12 protein-coding genes are annotated in these 14,561 nt (G+C 61.3%); all 12 read left to right on the plus strand.

Going from position 1 to position 14,561, the window contains the following annotated elements; all coding sequences use genetic code 11:
• Positions 1 to 20: 20 nt before the first annotated feature.
• The 12 genes from flgH (at position 21) to fleQ (ending at position 14,164) form a co-directional block, all read left to right on the plus strand.
• On the plus strand, positions 21 to 716 hold the full coding sequence (gene flgH / locus ACIP1G_RS28245) for a flagellar basal body L-ring protein FlgH (protein ID WP_400743046.1): 696 nt from the start codon (positions 21 to 23) through the stop codon (positions 714 to 716).
• 12 nt (positions 717 to 728) lie between these two features.
• A complete protein-coding gene (locus ACIP1G_RS28250; RefSeq protein ID WP_400743048.1) occupies positions 729 to 1,838 on the plus strand; it encodes a flagellar basal body P-ring protein FlgI in 1,110 nt (369 codons plus the stop codon).
• 11 nt (positions 1,839 to 1,849) lie between these two features.
• Positions 1,850 to 3,004 (plus strand): flagellar assembly peptidoglycan hydrolase FlgJ, encoded by a 1,155-nt coding sequence (gene flgJ, locus ACIP1G_RS28255; RefSeq protein WP_400743051.1) that lies wholly within the window; start codon positions 1,850 to 1,852, stop codon positions 3,002 to 3,004.
• A gap of 12 nt (positions 3,005 to 3,016) precedes the next feature.
• A complete protein-coding gene (gene flgK / locus ACIP1G_RS28260) occupies positions 3,017 to 5,059 on the plus strand; it encodes a flagellar hook-associated protein FlgK (RefSeq protein ID WP_400743054.1) in 2,043 nt (680 codons plus the stop codon).
• A 13-nt stretch (positions 5,060 to 5,072) separates the two neighbouring features.
• Entirely contained in the window at positions 5,073 to 6,635 is a 1,563-nt protein-coding gene (locus tag ACIP1G_RS28265; protein WP_400743057.1) for a flagellar hook-associated protein 3, read from the plus strand.
• Positions 6,636 to 7,012: 377 nt separating this feature from the next.
• A complete protein-coding gene (locus tag ACIP1G_RS28270) occupies positions 7,013 to 7,942 on the plus strand; it encodes a ketoacyl-ACP synthase III (protein WP_400743059.1) in 930 nt (309 codons plus the stop codon).
• Between the two features lie 400 nt (positions 7,943 to 8,342).
• On the plus strand, positions 8,343 to 9,785 hold the full coding sequence (locus ACIP1G_RS28275; protein WP_400743062.1) for a flagellin: 1,443 nt from the start codon (positions 8,343 to 8,345) through the stop codon (positions 9,783 to 9,785).
• A gap of 76 nt (positions 9,786 to 9,861) precedes the next feature.
• Complete coding sequence (locus ACIP1G_RS28280; RefSeq protein ID WP_400743065.1) at positions 9,862 to 10,212, plus strand: flagellar protein FlaG; 351 nt, start codon at positions 9,862 to 9,864, stop codon at positions 10,210 to 10,212.
• Between the two features lie 82 nt (positions 10,213 to 10,294).
• A complete protein-coding gene (fliD, locus tag ACIP1G_RS28285) occupies positions 10,295 to 11,683 on the plus strand; it encodes a flagellar filament capping protein FliD (protein ID WP_400743068.1) in 1,389 nt (462 codons plus the stop codon).
• 127 nt (positions 11,684 to 11,810) lie between these two features.
• Positions 11,811 to 12,212: a flagellar export chaperone FliS gene (gene fliS, locus ACIP1G_RS28290; RefSeq protein WP_400743071.1), complete on the plus strand. Its 402-nt coding sequence runs from the start codon at positions 11,811 to 11,813 to the stop codon at positions 12,210 to 12,212.
• 16 nt (positions 12,213 to 12,228) lie between these two features.
• A complete protein-coding gene (locus ACIP1G_RS28295; protein ID WP_400743073.1) occupies positions 12,229 to 12,522 on the plus strand; it encodes a flagellar protein FliT in 294 nt (97 codons plus the stop codon).
• Between the two features lie 166 nt (positions 12,523 to 12,688).
• Positions 12,689 to 14,164 carry a transcriptional regulator FleQ gene (gene fleQ / locus ACIP1G_RS28300; protein ID WP_400743076.1) on the plus strand — a complete coding sequence of 492 codons (1,476 nt, stop codon included), beginning with the start codon at positions 12,689 to 12,691 and terminating at the stop codon, positions 14,162 to 14,164.
• Positions 14,165 to 14,561: the final 397 nt, after the last annotated feature.

A 14,561-nucleotide genomic window follows, 5' to 3' on the forward strand; every position in this document is an offset into this window, starting at 1 on the left:
GCACCCGTGAGGTAAGCGTCATGAATCGTCTGTTGTCCGTGTTCGCCCTGGGGGGGGCGGTGTTGCTGGCAGGTTGCGTCGCGCCGACGCCCAAGCCCAACGACCCGTACTACGCGCCGGTACTGCCGCGCACCCCGTTGCCGGCAGCGGCCAACAACGGTTCGATCTACCAGGCCGGTTTCGAGCAGAACCTGTATAGCGACCGCAAGGCGTTCCGGGTGGGTGACATCATCACCATCACCCTCAACGAGAAAACCTCGGCCAGCAAGAACGCCGGTTCGCAGATCGCCAAGAACAGCAAGGCCGACATCGGCCTGACCTCGCTGTTCGGCACCACGCCAAACACCAACAACCCGTTTGGCAGTGGCGACCTGTCGCTGGAAGCCGGCTACAGCGGTGATCGCGCCACCAAGGGCGACAGCAAGGCCACCCAGGGCAACACCCTGACCGGCTCCATTACCGTCACCGTGGCCGAAGTGCTGCCCAACGGCATCATTGCCGTGCGCGGCGAGAAGTGGCTGACCCTGAACACCGGCGAAGAGCTGGTGCGCATTGCCGGCATGGTTCGCGCTGACGACATCGCCACCGACAACACCGTGCCGTCCACCCGAGTGGCCGACGCGCGCATCACCTATTCCGGTACCGGCTCGTTCGCCGATGCCAGCCAGCCCGGGTGGCTGGACCGCTTCTTCATCAGCCCGCTTTGGCCTTTCTGAGTACGGATGACCATGTTCAACGTGAGGCAGCTGCTTGCCGCAACCCTGCTCCTGTCCTGTGCCTTTGCTGCCCAGGCCGAGCGCCTGAAGGACATCGCCAGCATCTCTGGCGTACGTTCCAACCAGTTGATTGGTTACGGCCTGGTGGTGGGCCTGAACGGCACGGGTGACCAGACCACCCAGACCCCGTTCACCCTGCAAACCTTCAATAACATGCTGTCGCAGTTCGGCATCAAGGTGCCGGCAGGCTCCGGCAACGTGCAGCTGAAAAACGTCGCGGCGGTGTCGGTGCATGCCGACCTGCCGCCGTTCGCCAAGCCTGGCCAGGTGGTGGACATTACCGTTTCCTCGATCGGCAATTCCAAGAGCCTGCGTGGCGGTAGCCTGCTGATGACCCCGCTCAAGGGTATCGACGGCAACGTGTACGCCATCGCCCAGGGCAACCTGGTGGTGGGCGGCTTTGACGCCGAGGGCCGTGACGGCTCGAAAATCACCGTCAACGTTCCGTCGGCTGGTCGCATCCCTGGCGGTGCCAGCGTTGAACGTGCCGTGCCGAGCGGCTTCAACCAGGGCAACAGCCTGACCCTGAACCTCAATCGCCCCGACTTCACCACCGCCAAACGCATCGTCGACAAGGTCAACGACCTGCTCGGCCCCGGTGTGGCCCAGGCTGTGGACGGTGGCTCGGTGCGGGTCAGTGCGCCGATGGACCCAAGCCAGCGCGTGGATTACCTGTCGATTCTCGAAAACCTCGAAATCGACCCGGGCCAGGCAGTGGCCAAGGTCATCATCAACTCGCGTACCGGCACCATCGTCATCGGCCAGAACGTCAAGGTGTCGCCAGCCGCGGTGACCCACGGCAGCCTGACCGTGACCATTACCGAAGACCCGATCGTCAGCCAGCCGGGGGCCTTCTCCAACGGCCAGACCGCCGTGGTGCCACGCTCGCGGGTCAACGCCGAGCAGGAAGCCAAGCCGATGTTCAAGTTCGGCCCGGGCACCACGCTGGATGAGATCGTGCGTGCGGTCAACCAGGTGGGCGCAGCGCCCAGCGACCTGATGGCCATCCTCGAAGCCCTGAAACAGGCCGGCGCCTTGCAGGCCGACCTGATCGTGATCTGAGGACGGCGCGGATGAACAGCAAAAGCCTGGTTTCCGGCAGCGGCGACAGCGGCGCCTACACCGACCTCAACCGCCTGAACGCGCTCAAGCATGGTGACCGCGACAGCGAAGCCAACGTGCGCAAGGTGGCGCAGGAGTTCGAGTCGCTGTTCATCAGCGAAATGCTCAAGGCGTCGCGCAAGGCCAGCGACGTGCTGGCCGACGACAACCCGATGAACACCGAAACGGTCAAGCAGTACCGCGACATGTACGACCAGCAGCTGGCCGTGAGCATGTCCCGCGAGGGCGGCGGTATCGGCCTGCAGGATGTGCTGGTACGCCAGCTGACCAAGGGCCGCAGTGCGTCGATCAACACCAGCCCGTTCCCGCGCGCCGACAACAGTGGCCCGGCGCTGTGGGGCAACAAGGTGGCGGAGCCGGTGCATGCCACGGGTTCGGCCACCACCCGCAACGACGTCGCCGCGCTCAACGCGCGGCGCCTGGCGCTGCCGAGCAAGCTCACCGACCGCCTGCTGGCGGGCATCGTGCCGTCGGCGGGCAGCACCAACACCGCCGCCGTGCCGGCCCGCGACGGCCAGCAAGTGGCCAAGGCCTTTGCCGTACCGGACAACGGCCTGCGCATTGTCGGCCGCGCCGTGGCACAGCCGCCGCTGGCGCCGAAAAAGGCCTTTGCCGACAGTGACGAATTCGTCGCCACCATGCTGCCGATGGCCGAGCAGGCCGCCAAGCGCATTGGTATCGACCCACGCTACCTGGTGGCCCAGGCCGCCCTGGAAACCGGCTGGGGCAAGTCGGTGATGCGCAATGGCGATGGCAGCAGCAGCCACAACCTGTTCGGCATCAAGGCCACTGGCAACTGGCAGGGTGAGCAGGCGCGGGCGATTACCAGCGAGTTCCGCGATGGCCAGTTCGTCAAGGAAACGGCCGCGTTCCGTTCCTATGATTCCTATCAGGACAGCTTCCATGACCTGGTGAGCCTGCTGCAGAACAACTCCCGCTATCAAGAAGCACTGAATTCGGCCGATAACCCTGAGCAGTTTGCAAGAGAGCTGCAAAAGGCAGGTTATGCGACCGACCCGGGCTATGCACGAAAGATCATCAGCATCGCCCAGCAAATGCAAGCAACCCCGCAATACGCCATGGCTGGCAGAACCACGAATCTATAAAAGGACTAAATCATGTCGAGCCTGATTTCGATTGGCCTGAGTGGCCTGAATGCCAGCCAGGCGGCATTGTCGGTAACCAGTAACAACATCGCCAACGCCGCGACCAGTGGCTATTCGCGCCAGCAGACGCTGCAGGCAGCGGGCCCGTCGCATAACATTGGTGCTGGCTTCATCGGTACCGGCACCACACTGGCAGACGTGCGGCGCATCTACAGCTCCTACCTGGACAACCAGCTGCAGACGGCCACCTCGCTGCAGGCTGACTCGCTGACGTACCAGGACCAGATCACCAGCGTCGACAAGCTGCTGGCCGACCGCGACACCGGCATCAGCTCGGTCCTTACCGCCTTTTTCTCGGCCCTGCAGACTGCCGCGGCCAAGCCGGGTGACGTTGCCTCGCGCCAGCTGCTGCTGACCCAGGCGCAAACCCTGAGCAACCGATTCAACGCGGTGAGCACCCAGCTGAGCCAGCAGAACGCCACGATCAACTCGCAACTCGATACCATGGCCGGGCAGGTGAACAAGCTCACCGCCAACATTGCCGAGTACAACAAGCAGATCACTGCGGCCAGCGCCTCTGGCAATACCCCCAACAGCCTGCTGGATGCGCGCAGCGAAGCCGTGCGCCAGCTCAATGAGCTGGTCGGGGTGACGGTGCAGGAGCGTGACGGCAACTACGACGTGTACCTGGGCAGTGGCCAGTCGCTGGTCACCGGTACCAAGGCCAATACCCTGTCGGTGGAGCCGGGTGTGGCCGACAAGAGCCAGGTCAGCCTGCGCATCAACTATGACTCGTTCAGCTCGGACGTGACCTCGGTGGTTTCCGGGGGCGCGATTGGCGGCCTGCTGCGCTATCGCCAGGACGTGCTGACGCCGTCGATGAACGAGCTGGGGCGTGTCGCCCTGGTGGTCGCCGACAGTATCAACAGCCAGCTGGGGCAGGGCCTGGATGCCAATGGCCAGTTCGGCAGCTCGCTGTTCTCCAGCATCAACAGCGCCACCGCCATTGCCCAACGCAGCCTGGCCTCGTCGAACAACAGCGCAGGCTCCGGCAACCTGGATGTGACCATTGCCGACAGCGGCGCGCTGACCACCTACGACTATGAGGTGAAGTTCACCAGCGCCAACCAGTACAGTGTGCGCCGCTCCGACGGCACCGACATGGGCAGCTTCGACCTGAATGCCGACCCGGCGCCGGTCATCGATGGCTTCAGCCTGGCGTTGAAAGGCGGCGGCCTGGCGGCTGGCGACAGCTTCAAGGTCATCCCCACCCGTTCGGCCGCCGGTAGCATTACCACCATCCTGACCGATGCCAACAAGCTGGCGTTTGCCGGGCCGGTCAGCGCCGCCGCCGGCAGCGGCAACAGCGGTACCGGCACCATTACCCAGCCGACCCTGAGCGAATCGCTGGACATTTACGGCGGTGCCGACACTGCATTGATCCAGCAGTCGATTCGCGACTCGATGCCGGTGCGCGTGGTGTTCGACGCGGCCAGTGGCGGCTCCCAGGGTTACAAACTGTTCGATGCCAAGGGCACCCAGATCGGCACCGGCAGCGTGGTCCCTGGTACCGACAACAAACTGTCGGTGGCCGTGCCGATGCTCGATGCTGCCGGCGACCCGATTCTCGACGGCAGCGGCAACCCGCGTACCTTCAGTGTCGAGACCACCATCGGCGGCAGCCCGGCAGCCAATGACAGTTTCACCCTGTCGTTCAACGCCGACGGCAAGGCTGACAACCGCAACGCCACGGCGCTGCTCGACCTGCAGACCAAGTCGACGGTGAACACCGGTTCCGGCGGCGGTACCAGCTTCACTTCCGCCTACGCCTCGCTGGTCGAGCGTGTGGGTGCCAAGGCCAACCAGGCGTCCATCGACAGCACCGCGACCACGGCCGTGCTCAAGTCCGCCAGCGAAAGCCGCAGCGCGGTGTCCGGGGTCAACCTGGATGACGAAGCGGCCAGCCTGGTCAAGTTCCAGCATTACTACACGGCGTCATCGCAGATCATCAAGGCGGCGCAAGAAACCTTCAGCACCCTGATCAACGCTTTGTAAGGAGTAGACTCTCGTGCGTATTTCCACTGCTCAGTTCTATGAGGCCAGCGCCAGCAGCTACTCCAAGAACTTCTCCGACATGAACAAGACCAACGACCAGGTGACGTCGGGTATTCGTATCCAGACTGCCGCCGATGACCCGGTCGGTGCTGCGCGCCTGCTGCTGCTGCAACAGCAGCAGTCGTTGCTGGACCAGTACAGCGGCAACATCAACACGGTGAGCAACTCGCTGCTGCAGGAAGAGAGCGTGCTCACCACCATCAACGATGCCATGCAGCGCGCCAGCGAGCTGGCGATTCGTGCCGGCGGTGCCGGCGTGACCGACTCTGATCGCGTGGCCATCAGCACCGAGCTGAAAGAGATCGAAGCAAACATCTTTGGTTTGCTCAACTCGCGCGATGCCAACGGCGACTACATGTTCGGCGGCTCCAAGAGCACCACGCCACCGTATGTGCGCAACTCCGATGGCACCTATAGCTACCACGGTGACCAGACCCAGCTGAGCCTGCAGGTGTCCGATACCCTGAACCTGGCCACCAACGACACCGGTTTCAGCATCTTCGACTCGGCCAGCAACAAGAGCCGCACCCAGTCGACCCTGCTGGTGCCGGCGACCGACGATAGCGTGGTCGGCGTGTCGTCAGGCCTGCTGACTTCGAGCACCACCTACAACAACAGCTTCACCGCAGGCCAGCCCTACAAGCTGACCTTCACCAGCGCGACCCAGTACACCATCACCGACGCCAGCGGCAAGGACATCACCTCCGAAACCGCCACCAACGGTACCTTCGACAGCAAGACCGAAGGCGCCAACAAGATTGCCCTGCGTGGCGTGGAATTCGAAATCACCGTTACCCTGGAAGAGGGCGCCGATGCCGACGCGGCCATTGCGGGGCGCGAGTTCTCCCTGGAAGCACGGCCGGACTCGTTCAACACCACCCGTAACGGCAGCAACACCTCCAGTGCCCAGGTTACCGGCAGCAGCGTGACCGATGAAGCCGCCTACCGCAGCACCTTCCCGAGCAATGGTGCGGTGATCAAGTTCACCGGCCCGGGTACTTACGAGTTCTATGCCCAACCGATGACGGCCGACAGCAAGCCGGTCGCCAAAGGCACTTTCAGTGCGCCGTCGTTGACCGTGGCAGGGGTGACCTACCAGGTGTCCGGTTCGCCCGAGGCGGGTGACCAGTTCGCGGTCACGGCCAATACCCACCAGAACCAGAACGTGCTGGAAACCATCAGCCAGCTGCGTGCGGCCCTGGACACCCCGGTGACCGGCGCTGGCTCGGCCAATGCGCTGAAGGATGCGGCGGCCTCGGCAATCGCCAACCTGGCCAGTGCCCGTGAGCAGGTGGACATCACCCGTGGTTCGATCGGTGCGCGTGGCAACTCGCTGGAGATCCAGCGCCAGGAGAACACCAGCCTGGGCCTGGCCAACAAGACCACCCAGAACGCCATCGGCAACACCGACATGTCGCAAGCGGCCATCACCCTGACCCTGCAACAGGCCATGCTCGAGGCCTCGCAGCTGGCCTTCTCGCGTATTTCGCAATTGAGCCTGTTCAACAAGCTCTAAGCTGACTTTTCGATCACTGGGGCCGCTTTGCGCCCCTTCGCGGGCTTGCCCGCTCCCACAGGTTTTGCGTGTGCTTGAAGCCTGCGCATTTCCTGTGGGAGCGGGCAAGCCCGCGAAGGGGCGCAAAGCGGCCCCAGCTTTTTCATGCCTGCGAAAACCCCGGTCCCCACACCCTCGGCACGGCTTTCGTAGCATTTCAATGTGACCAATGAGTCAAAACGTTCATCTTCCCTGTATTCTATGCAGCAGCTGTTGCAGCATTTTGTTACCGGTGCGCAGGCGAGCACTGCCTTCAGCCCCCAGCGGTGACGCTCCGGTATTTGGCGCCCTCAATTCATCGAGTGGTGGTCTTTGGCTGTTTTCATTGGGAAGCCAGAATGATTGGCATCAAAAGCATTGCGAGTTACGTGCCCACCGCTGGCCTGGACAACTACGTCCAGGGTGCGAAGTTCGGCAAGGACGAAGAGTTCATGTTCGGCAAGATCGGCGCGTCGTTCCTGCCGCGCAAGGCTGCTGAACAGGAAACCTCCGACCTGTGCGTAGAAGCCGCCCAGGCGCTGTTCGCCAGCAACCCCGACCTCGACCCGCAAGCGATCGATGCGCTGATCGTGGTCACCCAGAACGGCGACGAAGAAGGCCTGCCGCACACCGCCGCCATCGTCCAGAGCAAACTCGGCCTGTCCACCCGCGTGGCAGCGTTCGACGTGTCGCTGGGCTGTTCTGGCTACGTGTACGGGCTGTATGCCATCAAAGGCTTCATGGAAGCGGCAGGGCTGAAAAACGGCCTGCTGATCACCGCCGACCCGTATTCGAAGATCGTCGACCCGGAAGACCGCAACACCACCATGCTGTTCGGCGATGCCGCCACGGCTACCTGGATGGGTGAAAACGCGGTGTGGAACCTGGGCCAGGCGCGTTTCGGCACTGACGGTTCTGGTGCCGAGCACCTGAAGGTTACCGATGGCAAGTTCTTCATGAACGGCCGCCAGGTGTTCAACTTTGCCCTGGTCAAGGTGCCGGCGCACCTGCACGAGCTGCTGGATGCCAGCGGCCTGAAGTCTGCGGATATCGACGCCTTCTGCATCCACCAGGGCAGTGCGGCGATTGTCGACGCCGTGGCCCGGCGCTTCGAGGAGCAGCACCCGGAGAAGTTCGTCAAGGACATGCTGGAAACCGGCAATACCGTGTCCTCCAGCGTACCGCTGCTGCTGCAGAAGCACATGCTTGACGGCAGCTGGAAGCGCGTGGCGATCAGCGGCTTCGGCGTGGGCCTGTCGTGGGGCTCGGCCATTCTCTATCGCGATTGATCCATAGCAGCTCCAAAAAGCGCCCGGCGGCCACCGCCCGGCGCTTTTTTAATGCCTGAAGATTATCACTGGCCTGTAACGGCCAGTGTAGGAGCGGGTTCACCCGCGAAGAGGGCAACGCGGTATATGGCACCGGCTCTGCCGGTGTTCGCGGGTGAACCCGCTCCCACAGGGGAAAGCGGCTTGCAGAAATTTCGACGTGTTCCGAACGAATTTTGACGCCAATAAACCGCCCTTAACCCCTTGATTTTTCAGGGCTGGCCCCCTGCCAGCATTTTTTTTCAAAAAAACCCCTCAAGCAACCCGCGCACCCGACGATAACTATTACGAAGGTTCTCTAGGCCAATCCGGCGGTTGCCAAGGCCGGAAGCCGCAGTACCCATTCAACGAGGATTTCGTCATGGCTTTAACTGTAAACACCAACATTGCGTCGATCACTACCCAGAGCAACCTGACCAAGGCCAGCAACGCTCAGACCACTTCGATGCAGCGCCTGTCCTCGGGTCTGCGCATCAACAGCGCTAAAGACGACGCTGCCGGCCTGCAGATCGCCAACCGTCTGACCAGCCAGATCAATGGCCTGGGCCAGGCAGTCAAGAACGCCAACGACGGTATCTCGATCGCCCAGACCGCCGAAGGCGCGATGCAGGCTTCGACCGACATCCTGCAGAAAATGCGTACCCTGGCCCTGTCCTCGGCTACTGGCTCCCTGAGCGCCGACGACCGTAAGTCGAACAACGACGAATACCAGGCTCTGACCGCTGAGCTGAACCGTATTTCGGACACCACCACCTTCGGCGGCCAGAAGCTGCTGGACGGTTCGTACGGCACCAAGGCCATCCAGGTCGGCGCCAACGCCAACGAAACCATCAACCTGACCCTGGACAACGTTTCGGCCAAGAGCATTGGGTCCCAGCAAGTGAAAAGCGTTGGCATCCTGCCGGATGCCGATGGTATTGCTGGTGGCGATGTCACCATCACTGGTAACGGCCAGAGCACTGACTTGACTCTCGCTGCAGGCGCTTCCGCCAAGGAAATCGCCAAGGCCCTGAATGGTGCAGTGGGTGGCTTGACCGCAACTGCAAGCACTGAAGTCGAATTCAGCATCGACAAAGCCGCTATCGCTGCTGCCTCCCCAGCATCCGCCAACTTCAAGCTGGAAGTGGGTGGCCAGACTGTCGACTTCGTTGGTGTCACTGACACTGCCGGCTTGGCTGACCAGCTGAAGTCCAACGCCGCTAAACTGGGTATCAGTGTCAACTACGATGAGACCAAGGGCACTCTGTCGGTCAAGTCCGATACCGGTGAAAACCTTGAGTTTACTGGCGCCGACGCTGGTGCTGTTGCAGGTATCCAGGTTGCTGCCAAAGATGGTTCCGGCAAGCTCGGCACTGCTGCCCCGCTGGATGCAGCCACGCTAATCGTCACTGGTGCAGTGAACCTGGATTCTGCCAAAGGCTACTCGCTGACCGGCCCTGGTGTTGAAGACCTGTTTGTCACCGGCGCACAAGCGATTACTTCGACCAAGACTTCTATCGCCGAAACCAATGTCACCGATGCAACTACTGCCCAGAACGCGCTGGCGGTAATTGACAAAGCCATTGGTTCGATCGACAGCGTCCGTTCGGGCCTGGGTGCTACCCAGAACCGTCTGCAAACTACCGTGGACAACCTGCAGAACATCCAGAAGAACTCCACCGCTGCCCGTTCCACCGTGCAGGACGTGGACTTCGCTTCGGAAACTGCCGAGCTGACCAAGCAGCAGACCCTGCAGCAGGCTTCGACTGCGATCCTGTCGCAGGCCAACCAGCTGCCATCCTCGGTCCTGAAGCTGCTTCAGTAATTCAGGCGCCTGAGTAAAGGGTGAAAGGGCGCGTATACGTGCCCTTTTGCCGTTTTGGACGTGAGGAGTTCGAAACATGGACATGAGTGTCAAGCTGAGCCAGGTGTACCCTTCGGTGTTACCCCAGGTGCCAGTAGCTGATCGGGATCCTACAGCCCCTGCCAAAGTGCAAGCAGTCGCAGCTCCCGAGAAACAGCCGCACTCGCGTGAAGACCTGGAAAAGGCAGTTGGCGAGATTCGTGATTTCGTCCAGTCGAGCCAGCGCCAGCTGGACTTTTCCATTGATGATTCTACGGGCCGGGTGGTGGTCAAGGTGATTGCCACCCAGTCCGGTGAGGTGATTCGACAGCTTCCGTCGGAACTTGCGCTGAAGCTGGCGCAAAGCCTCAGTGAAGCCAGCAGCTTGCTGTTCGATGATCAGGCGTAGGCTGGCATGATTTTTGTTGTTGTCGACATTTGATGGATATTTCCGCCAAGGATCCGGCAGCTACTGAACAAGGAGAGCAATGATGGCAGGTACAACAGTCAGCGGTATTGGCTCGGGCATCGATACCCAGGCGATCGTAGAATCCCTGGTGGCCGCGCAAAAGGCGCCGAAGCAGGCGCAGATCAATACCCAAACGCTGAAGGCAACCACCACGTTGTCCTCTATCGGCAAGATTCAGGCAGCCCTGGATGCCTTCCGTGGCGCACTCACCACGATGACAGACAGCAACAGCTTCGGTGGTCTGAGCCTGAAGTCTTCGGATGAAAAAGTCGCGACCGTCACCATGGGTACCGGGGCTGCCAACGGTTCGTTCAAGTTGATTGTGGACAAGTTGGCGACCGCGTCGAAGGTGTCGACCAAGGTTTACGCGAACGGTGCGGGCTCGGTAGTCAATGGTGGCACCGCGCCGACCACTTTGACCATGAGTCAAGGCGGTAAGAACTTCGATCTGAGCGTTCCCCCTGGCGCAACGTTGCAGCAGGTGCGCGATAGCATCAACAGCCAGTTTGGTGTAGCTGGTCTCAGTGCCAACGTGCTGACAGATGCCAATGGCTCTCGTTTGATCGTGACCTCCACCAAAATGGGTGAAGGCTCCGACATTACCCTTTCGGGCAACTCGGGCATCGACACTGATTATACCGTTGTCGATGAGCCTACAGACGCCGAATATACGCTCGACGGCATCGCCATGAAGTCCAAGACCAACGACATCAATGATGCCGTCAGCGGGCTCAATATCAAGTTGGTGGGCACTTCGCCGACAAACGCTACGAGTGGTGAAAAGACAGCCACCATCCTCTCGCTGGCGACCAGTTCCACCACCTTGAAGTCGGGCCTCAAGGGTTTCATCGATACCTACAATGCCTTGCTCACTGTGATGAACGCAGAAACCAAGGTCACCAAGAATGCCGATGGCACCATGACCGCTGCTGCGCTGACCGGTGATGCGACGATGCGCACACTGATGACTTCCATTCGTGAAGAACTCAATGCGGTTTCGGGCAACGGTACCTTGAAATCGCTGGCTGCTTTTGGCGTCACGTCTGCCCAGGATGGCGGTGCGCTGAGCCTGGACGACAAAAAGTGGGACAAGGCTGCAGCCACCAATGCGGCCGACCTGACCAGCATCTTCAATGGCAAGGACGGCCTGCTGGCGCGCCTGCAGAAGGTCACCGAGCCCTTTGCCAAGGCCGCTACCGGCACCCTGGCCGAGCGCTCCAAGGTCCTCAGCGAAAGCCTGACCAAGCTCAAGACCGAGCAGGACACCCTGGACGCCCGCATGGAAGCCCTGCAGAAGAGCCTGCAGGACAAGTACAACAACATGGACACCCTGGTCACCCAGCTGCGTCAGCAGCAGAGCTCGGTGCTCAGCACGCTCAACGCGCTGAACAAGTCGAACAGCGACGATTGATGGGTGAACATTGCATGAAGTCCGGGCATGATGCCGGGCTTCATGTCATCGGCCGGTAAAGTTTTGCCCCGTCCGCCCGATACAAGGAATATCTCCCCCTTAAGCCTGCCCGTCACGAGGTCGCAAGATGAATCCCATGAGAGCCCTTCGTCAGTACCAGAAGGTCAATTCCCATGCCCAGATTTCCGAAGCCACGCCGCATCGCCTGGTGCAGATGCTGATGGAAGGCGGCCTCGATCGCATGGCCCAGGCCAAGGGGGCCATGGCGCGCGGTGACATCGCGGAGAAGGGCCTGATGCTCGGCAAGGCGATCGACATCATCATCGGCCTGCGCGACGGCCTGCAGCCGGAAAAAAGCGACAACCCCGAGTCCGTCGAAAAGCTCGATGCACTTTACGTGTACATGGCCAACCGCCTGATGCAGGCCAACGTCGACAACGATGCCGGCATTATCGACGAAGTTGCCCAGTTGCTGATTACCGTGAAAAGCGGCTGGGACGGCATCGCCGACGCTCAGCCGGCCAGCTGACGGCAAGGAGACTACCGTGACCGCACTGCAACGCCTCGATGACACCTGTGATGCTTTGGTTGGCGCCTTGGGCGAACGCGACTGGGATGCCATTGCCAAGCTGGATGTGGCCTGCCGCACCTGCATCGACGAGGTGCTGGAAACCCACGCGATGGACCAGGCGTTGCTGCGCGAGAAGCTGGAAGGGGTGCTGGAGGTCTACCGCAACCTGCTCGACGTGACAACCGGCGAACGCCAGGCAATTGCCGAAGAGATGATGCAGATCAACCAAGCGAAAAATGCTTCGAAGGTTTACCATCTGTTCAGTTAAGATGCGCACAACTTAACAAAAGGCGCCATAAATTTGACTGTGTGGGCCTTTTTGACTTTACTAGTGGCTGTTTTCGAATTTCAGACGTCCGAACACTGACCATTCAGTCGGAATGATGTCGAGCACGCCCATGAGGCGCCGATATGACTAGGGAAGTTGCTATTGCATGTGGCGTGAAACCAAGATTCTGCTGATAGACGACGACAGCGCACGCCGCCGCGACCTTGCGGTGGTGCTGAACTTTCTCGGCGAAGAAAACATCGCGTGCTCCAGCCAGGACTGGCAGCAGGCCGTCGAACCGTTGTCTTCAAGTCGCGAAGTGCTTTGCGTGCTCGTTGGCACTGTCAGCGCTCCGGGCAATCTCCTTGGGCTCGTTAAGACAGTGGCTGGGTGGGATGAGTTCCTTCCGGTTCTGCTTTTAGGTGAAATTTCTTCGGCAGACCTGCCAGAAGACCTTCGCCGCCGGGTGCTTTCCAACCTGGAAATGCCGCCAAGCTACAGCCAGCTGCTGGATTCGCTGCACCGTGCCCAGGTCTACCGCGAAATGTACGACCAGGCGCGCGAGCGCGGGCGCCAGCGCGAGCCCAACCTGTTCCGCAGCCTGGTCGGCACCAGCCGTGCCATCCAGCATGTGCGGCAGATGATGCAGCAAGTGGCCGATACTGACGCCAGCGTGCTGATCCTGGGCGAGTCGGGCACCGGCAAGGAAGTGGTGGCGCGCAACCTGCACTACCACTCCAAACGCCGCGAAGCGCCGTTCGTGCCGGTCAACTGCGGCGCGATCCCGGCCGAGCTGCTGGAAAGCGAACTGTTCGGCCACGAGAAGGGTGCCTTTACCGGGGCGATCACCAGCCGTGCCGGGCGCTTCGAGCTGGCCAATGGCGGTACCCTGTTCCTCGACGAAATCGGCGACATGCCGCTGCCGATGCAGGTCAAGCTGCTGCGCGTGCTGCAGGAGCGTACCTTCGAGCGCGTGGGCAGCAACAAGACCCAGAGCATCGACGTACGCATCATCGCCGCGACCCACAAAAACCTCGAAACCATGATCGAGGAGGGTACGTTCCGCGAAGACCTGTACTACCGCCTGAACGTGTTCCCTATCGAAATGGCGCCCCTGCGTGAGCGGGTAGAAGACATTCCGCTGCTGATGAACGAGCTGATCTCGCGCATGGAGCACGAGAAGCGCGGTTCCATCCGCTTCAACTCCGCTTCGATCATGTCGCTGTGCCGCCATGGCTGGCCGGGCAATGTGCGCGAGCTGGCCAACCTGGTCGAGCGCATGGCCATCATGCACCCGTACGGGGTGATTGGCGTGTCCGAGCTGCCGAAGAAATTCCGCTATGTCGATGACGAGGACGAGCAGATGGTCGACAGCCTGCGCAGCGACCTGGAAGAGCGCGTGGCCATCAACGGCCATGCGCCGAACTTCAGCAACCACGCCATGCTGCCGCCAGAGGGCCTGGACCTGAAGGACTACCTTGGTAGCCTGGAGCAAGGCCTGATCCAGCAGGCGCTGGACGATGCCAACGGTATCGTTGCGCGCGCGGCTGAACGTTTGCGTATTCGTCGTACCACCCTGGTCGAGAAGATGCGCAAGTATGGTATGAGCCGCCAGGGTGGCGAGGACCAGGCTGAGGATTGATGGGTGGGTCGGGGTGTTCGCCTTGGCCTTTTTGGTGCCTGTGAGATCGAGCGCCGCCAGGTGTTCACCGAAACATTTTCAGCGCCTGTGAGATCCAGCGCCGCCAGGTGTTCACCGAAACATTTTCAGTGCCTGTGAGATCCAGCGCCGCCAGGTGTTCACCGAAACATTTTCAGTGCCTATGAGATCGAGCGCCGCCCGCGCGGCGCTTCGCGGCTAAAGCCGCTCCTACGTTTGTTTCGGGCCAGTCCCTCCTGTGCAGACGCGCGCGACCGCCTTGTTTGTACGACGCGATATCGAGGCATGCGCCAAGGCGTACGCGCGCAAATCCCACAGGAATAATTGGCCCGAAACAAACGTAGGAGCGGCTTTAGCCGCGAAGCGCCGCGCGGGCGGC

Origin of the sequence: Pseudomonas sp. NPDC089392 (assembly GCF_044749595.1) — a bacterium.
Taxonomy (GTDB): domain Bacteria; phylum Pseudomonadota; class Gammaproteobacteria; order Pseudomonadales; family Pseudomonadaceae; genus Aquipseudomonas.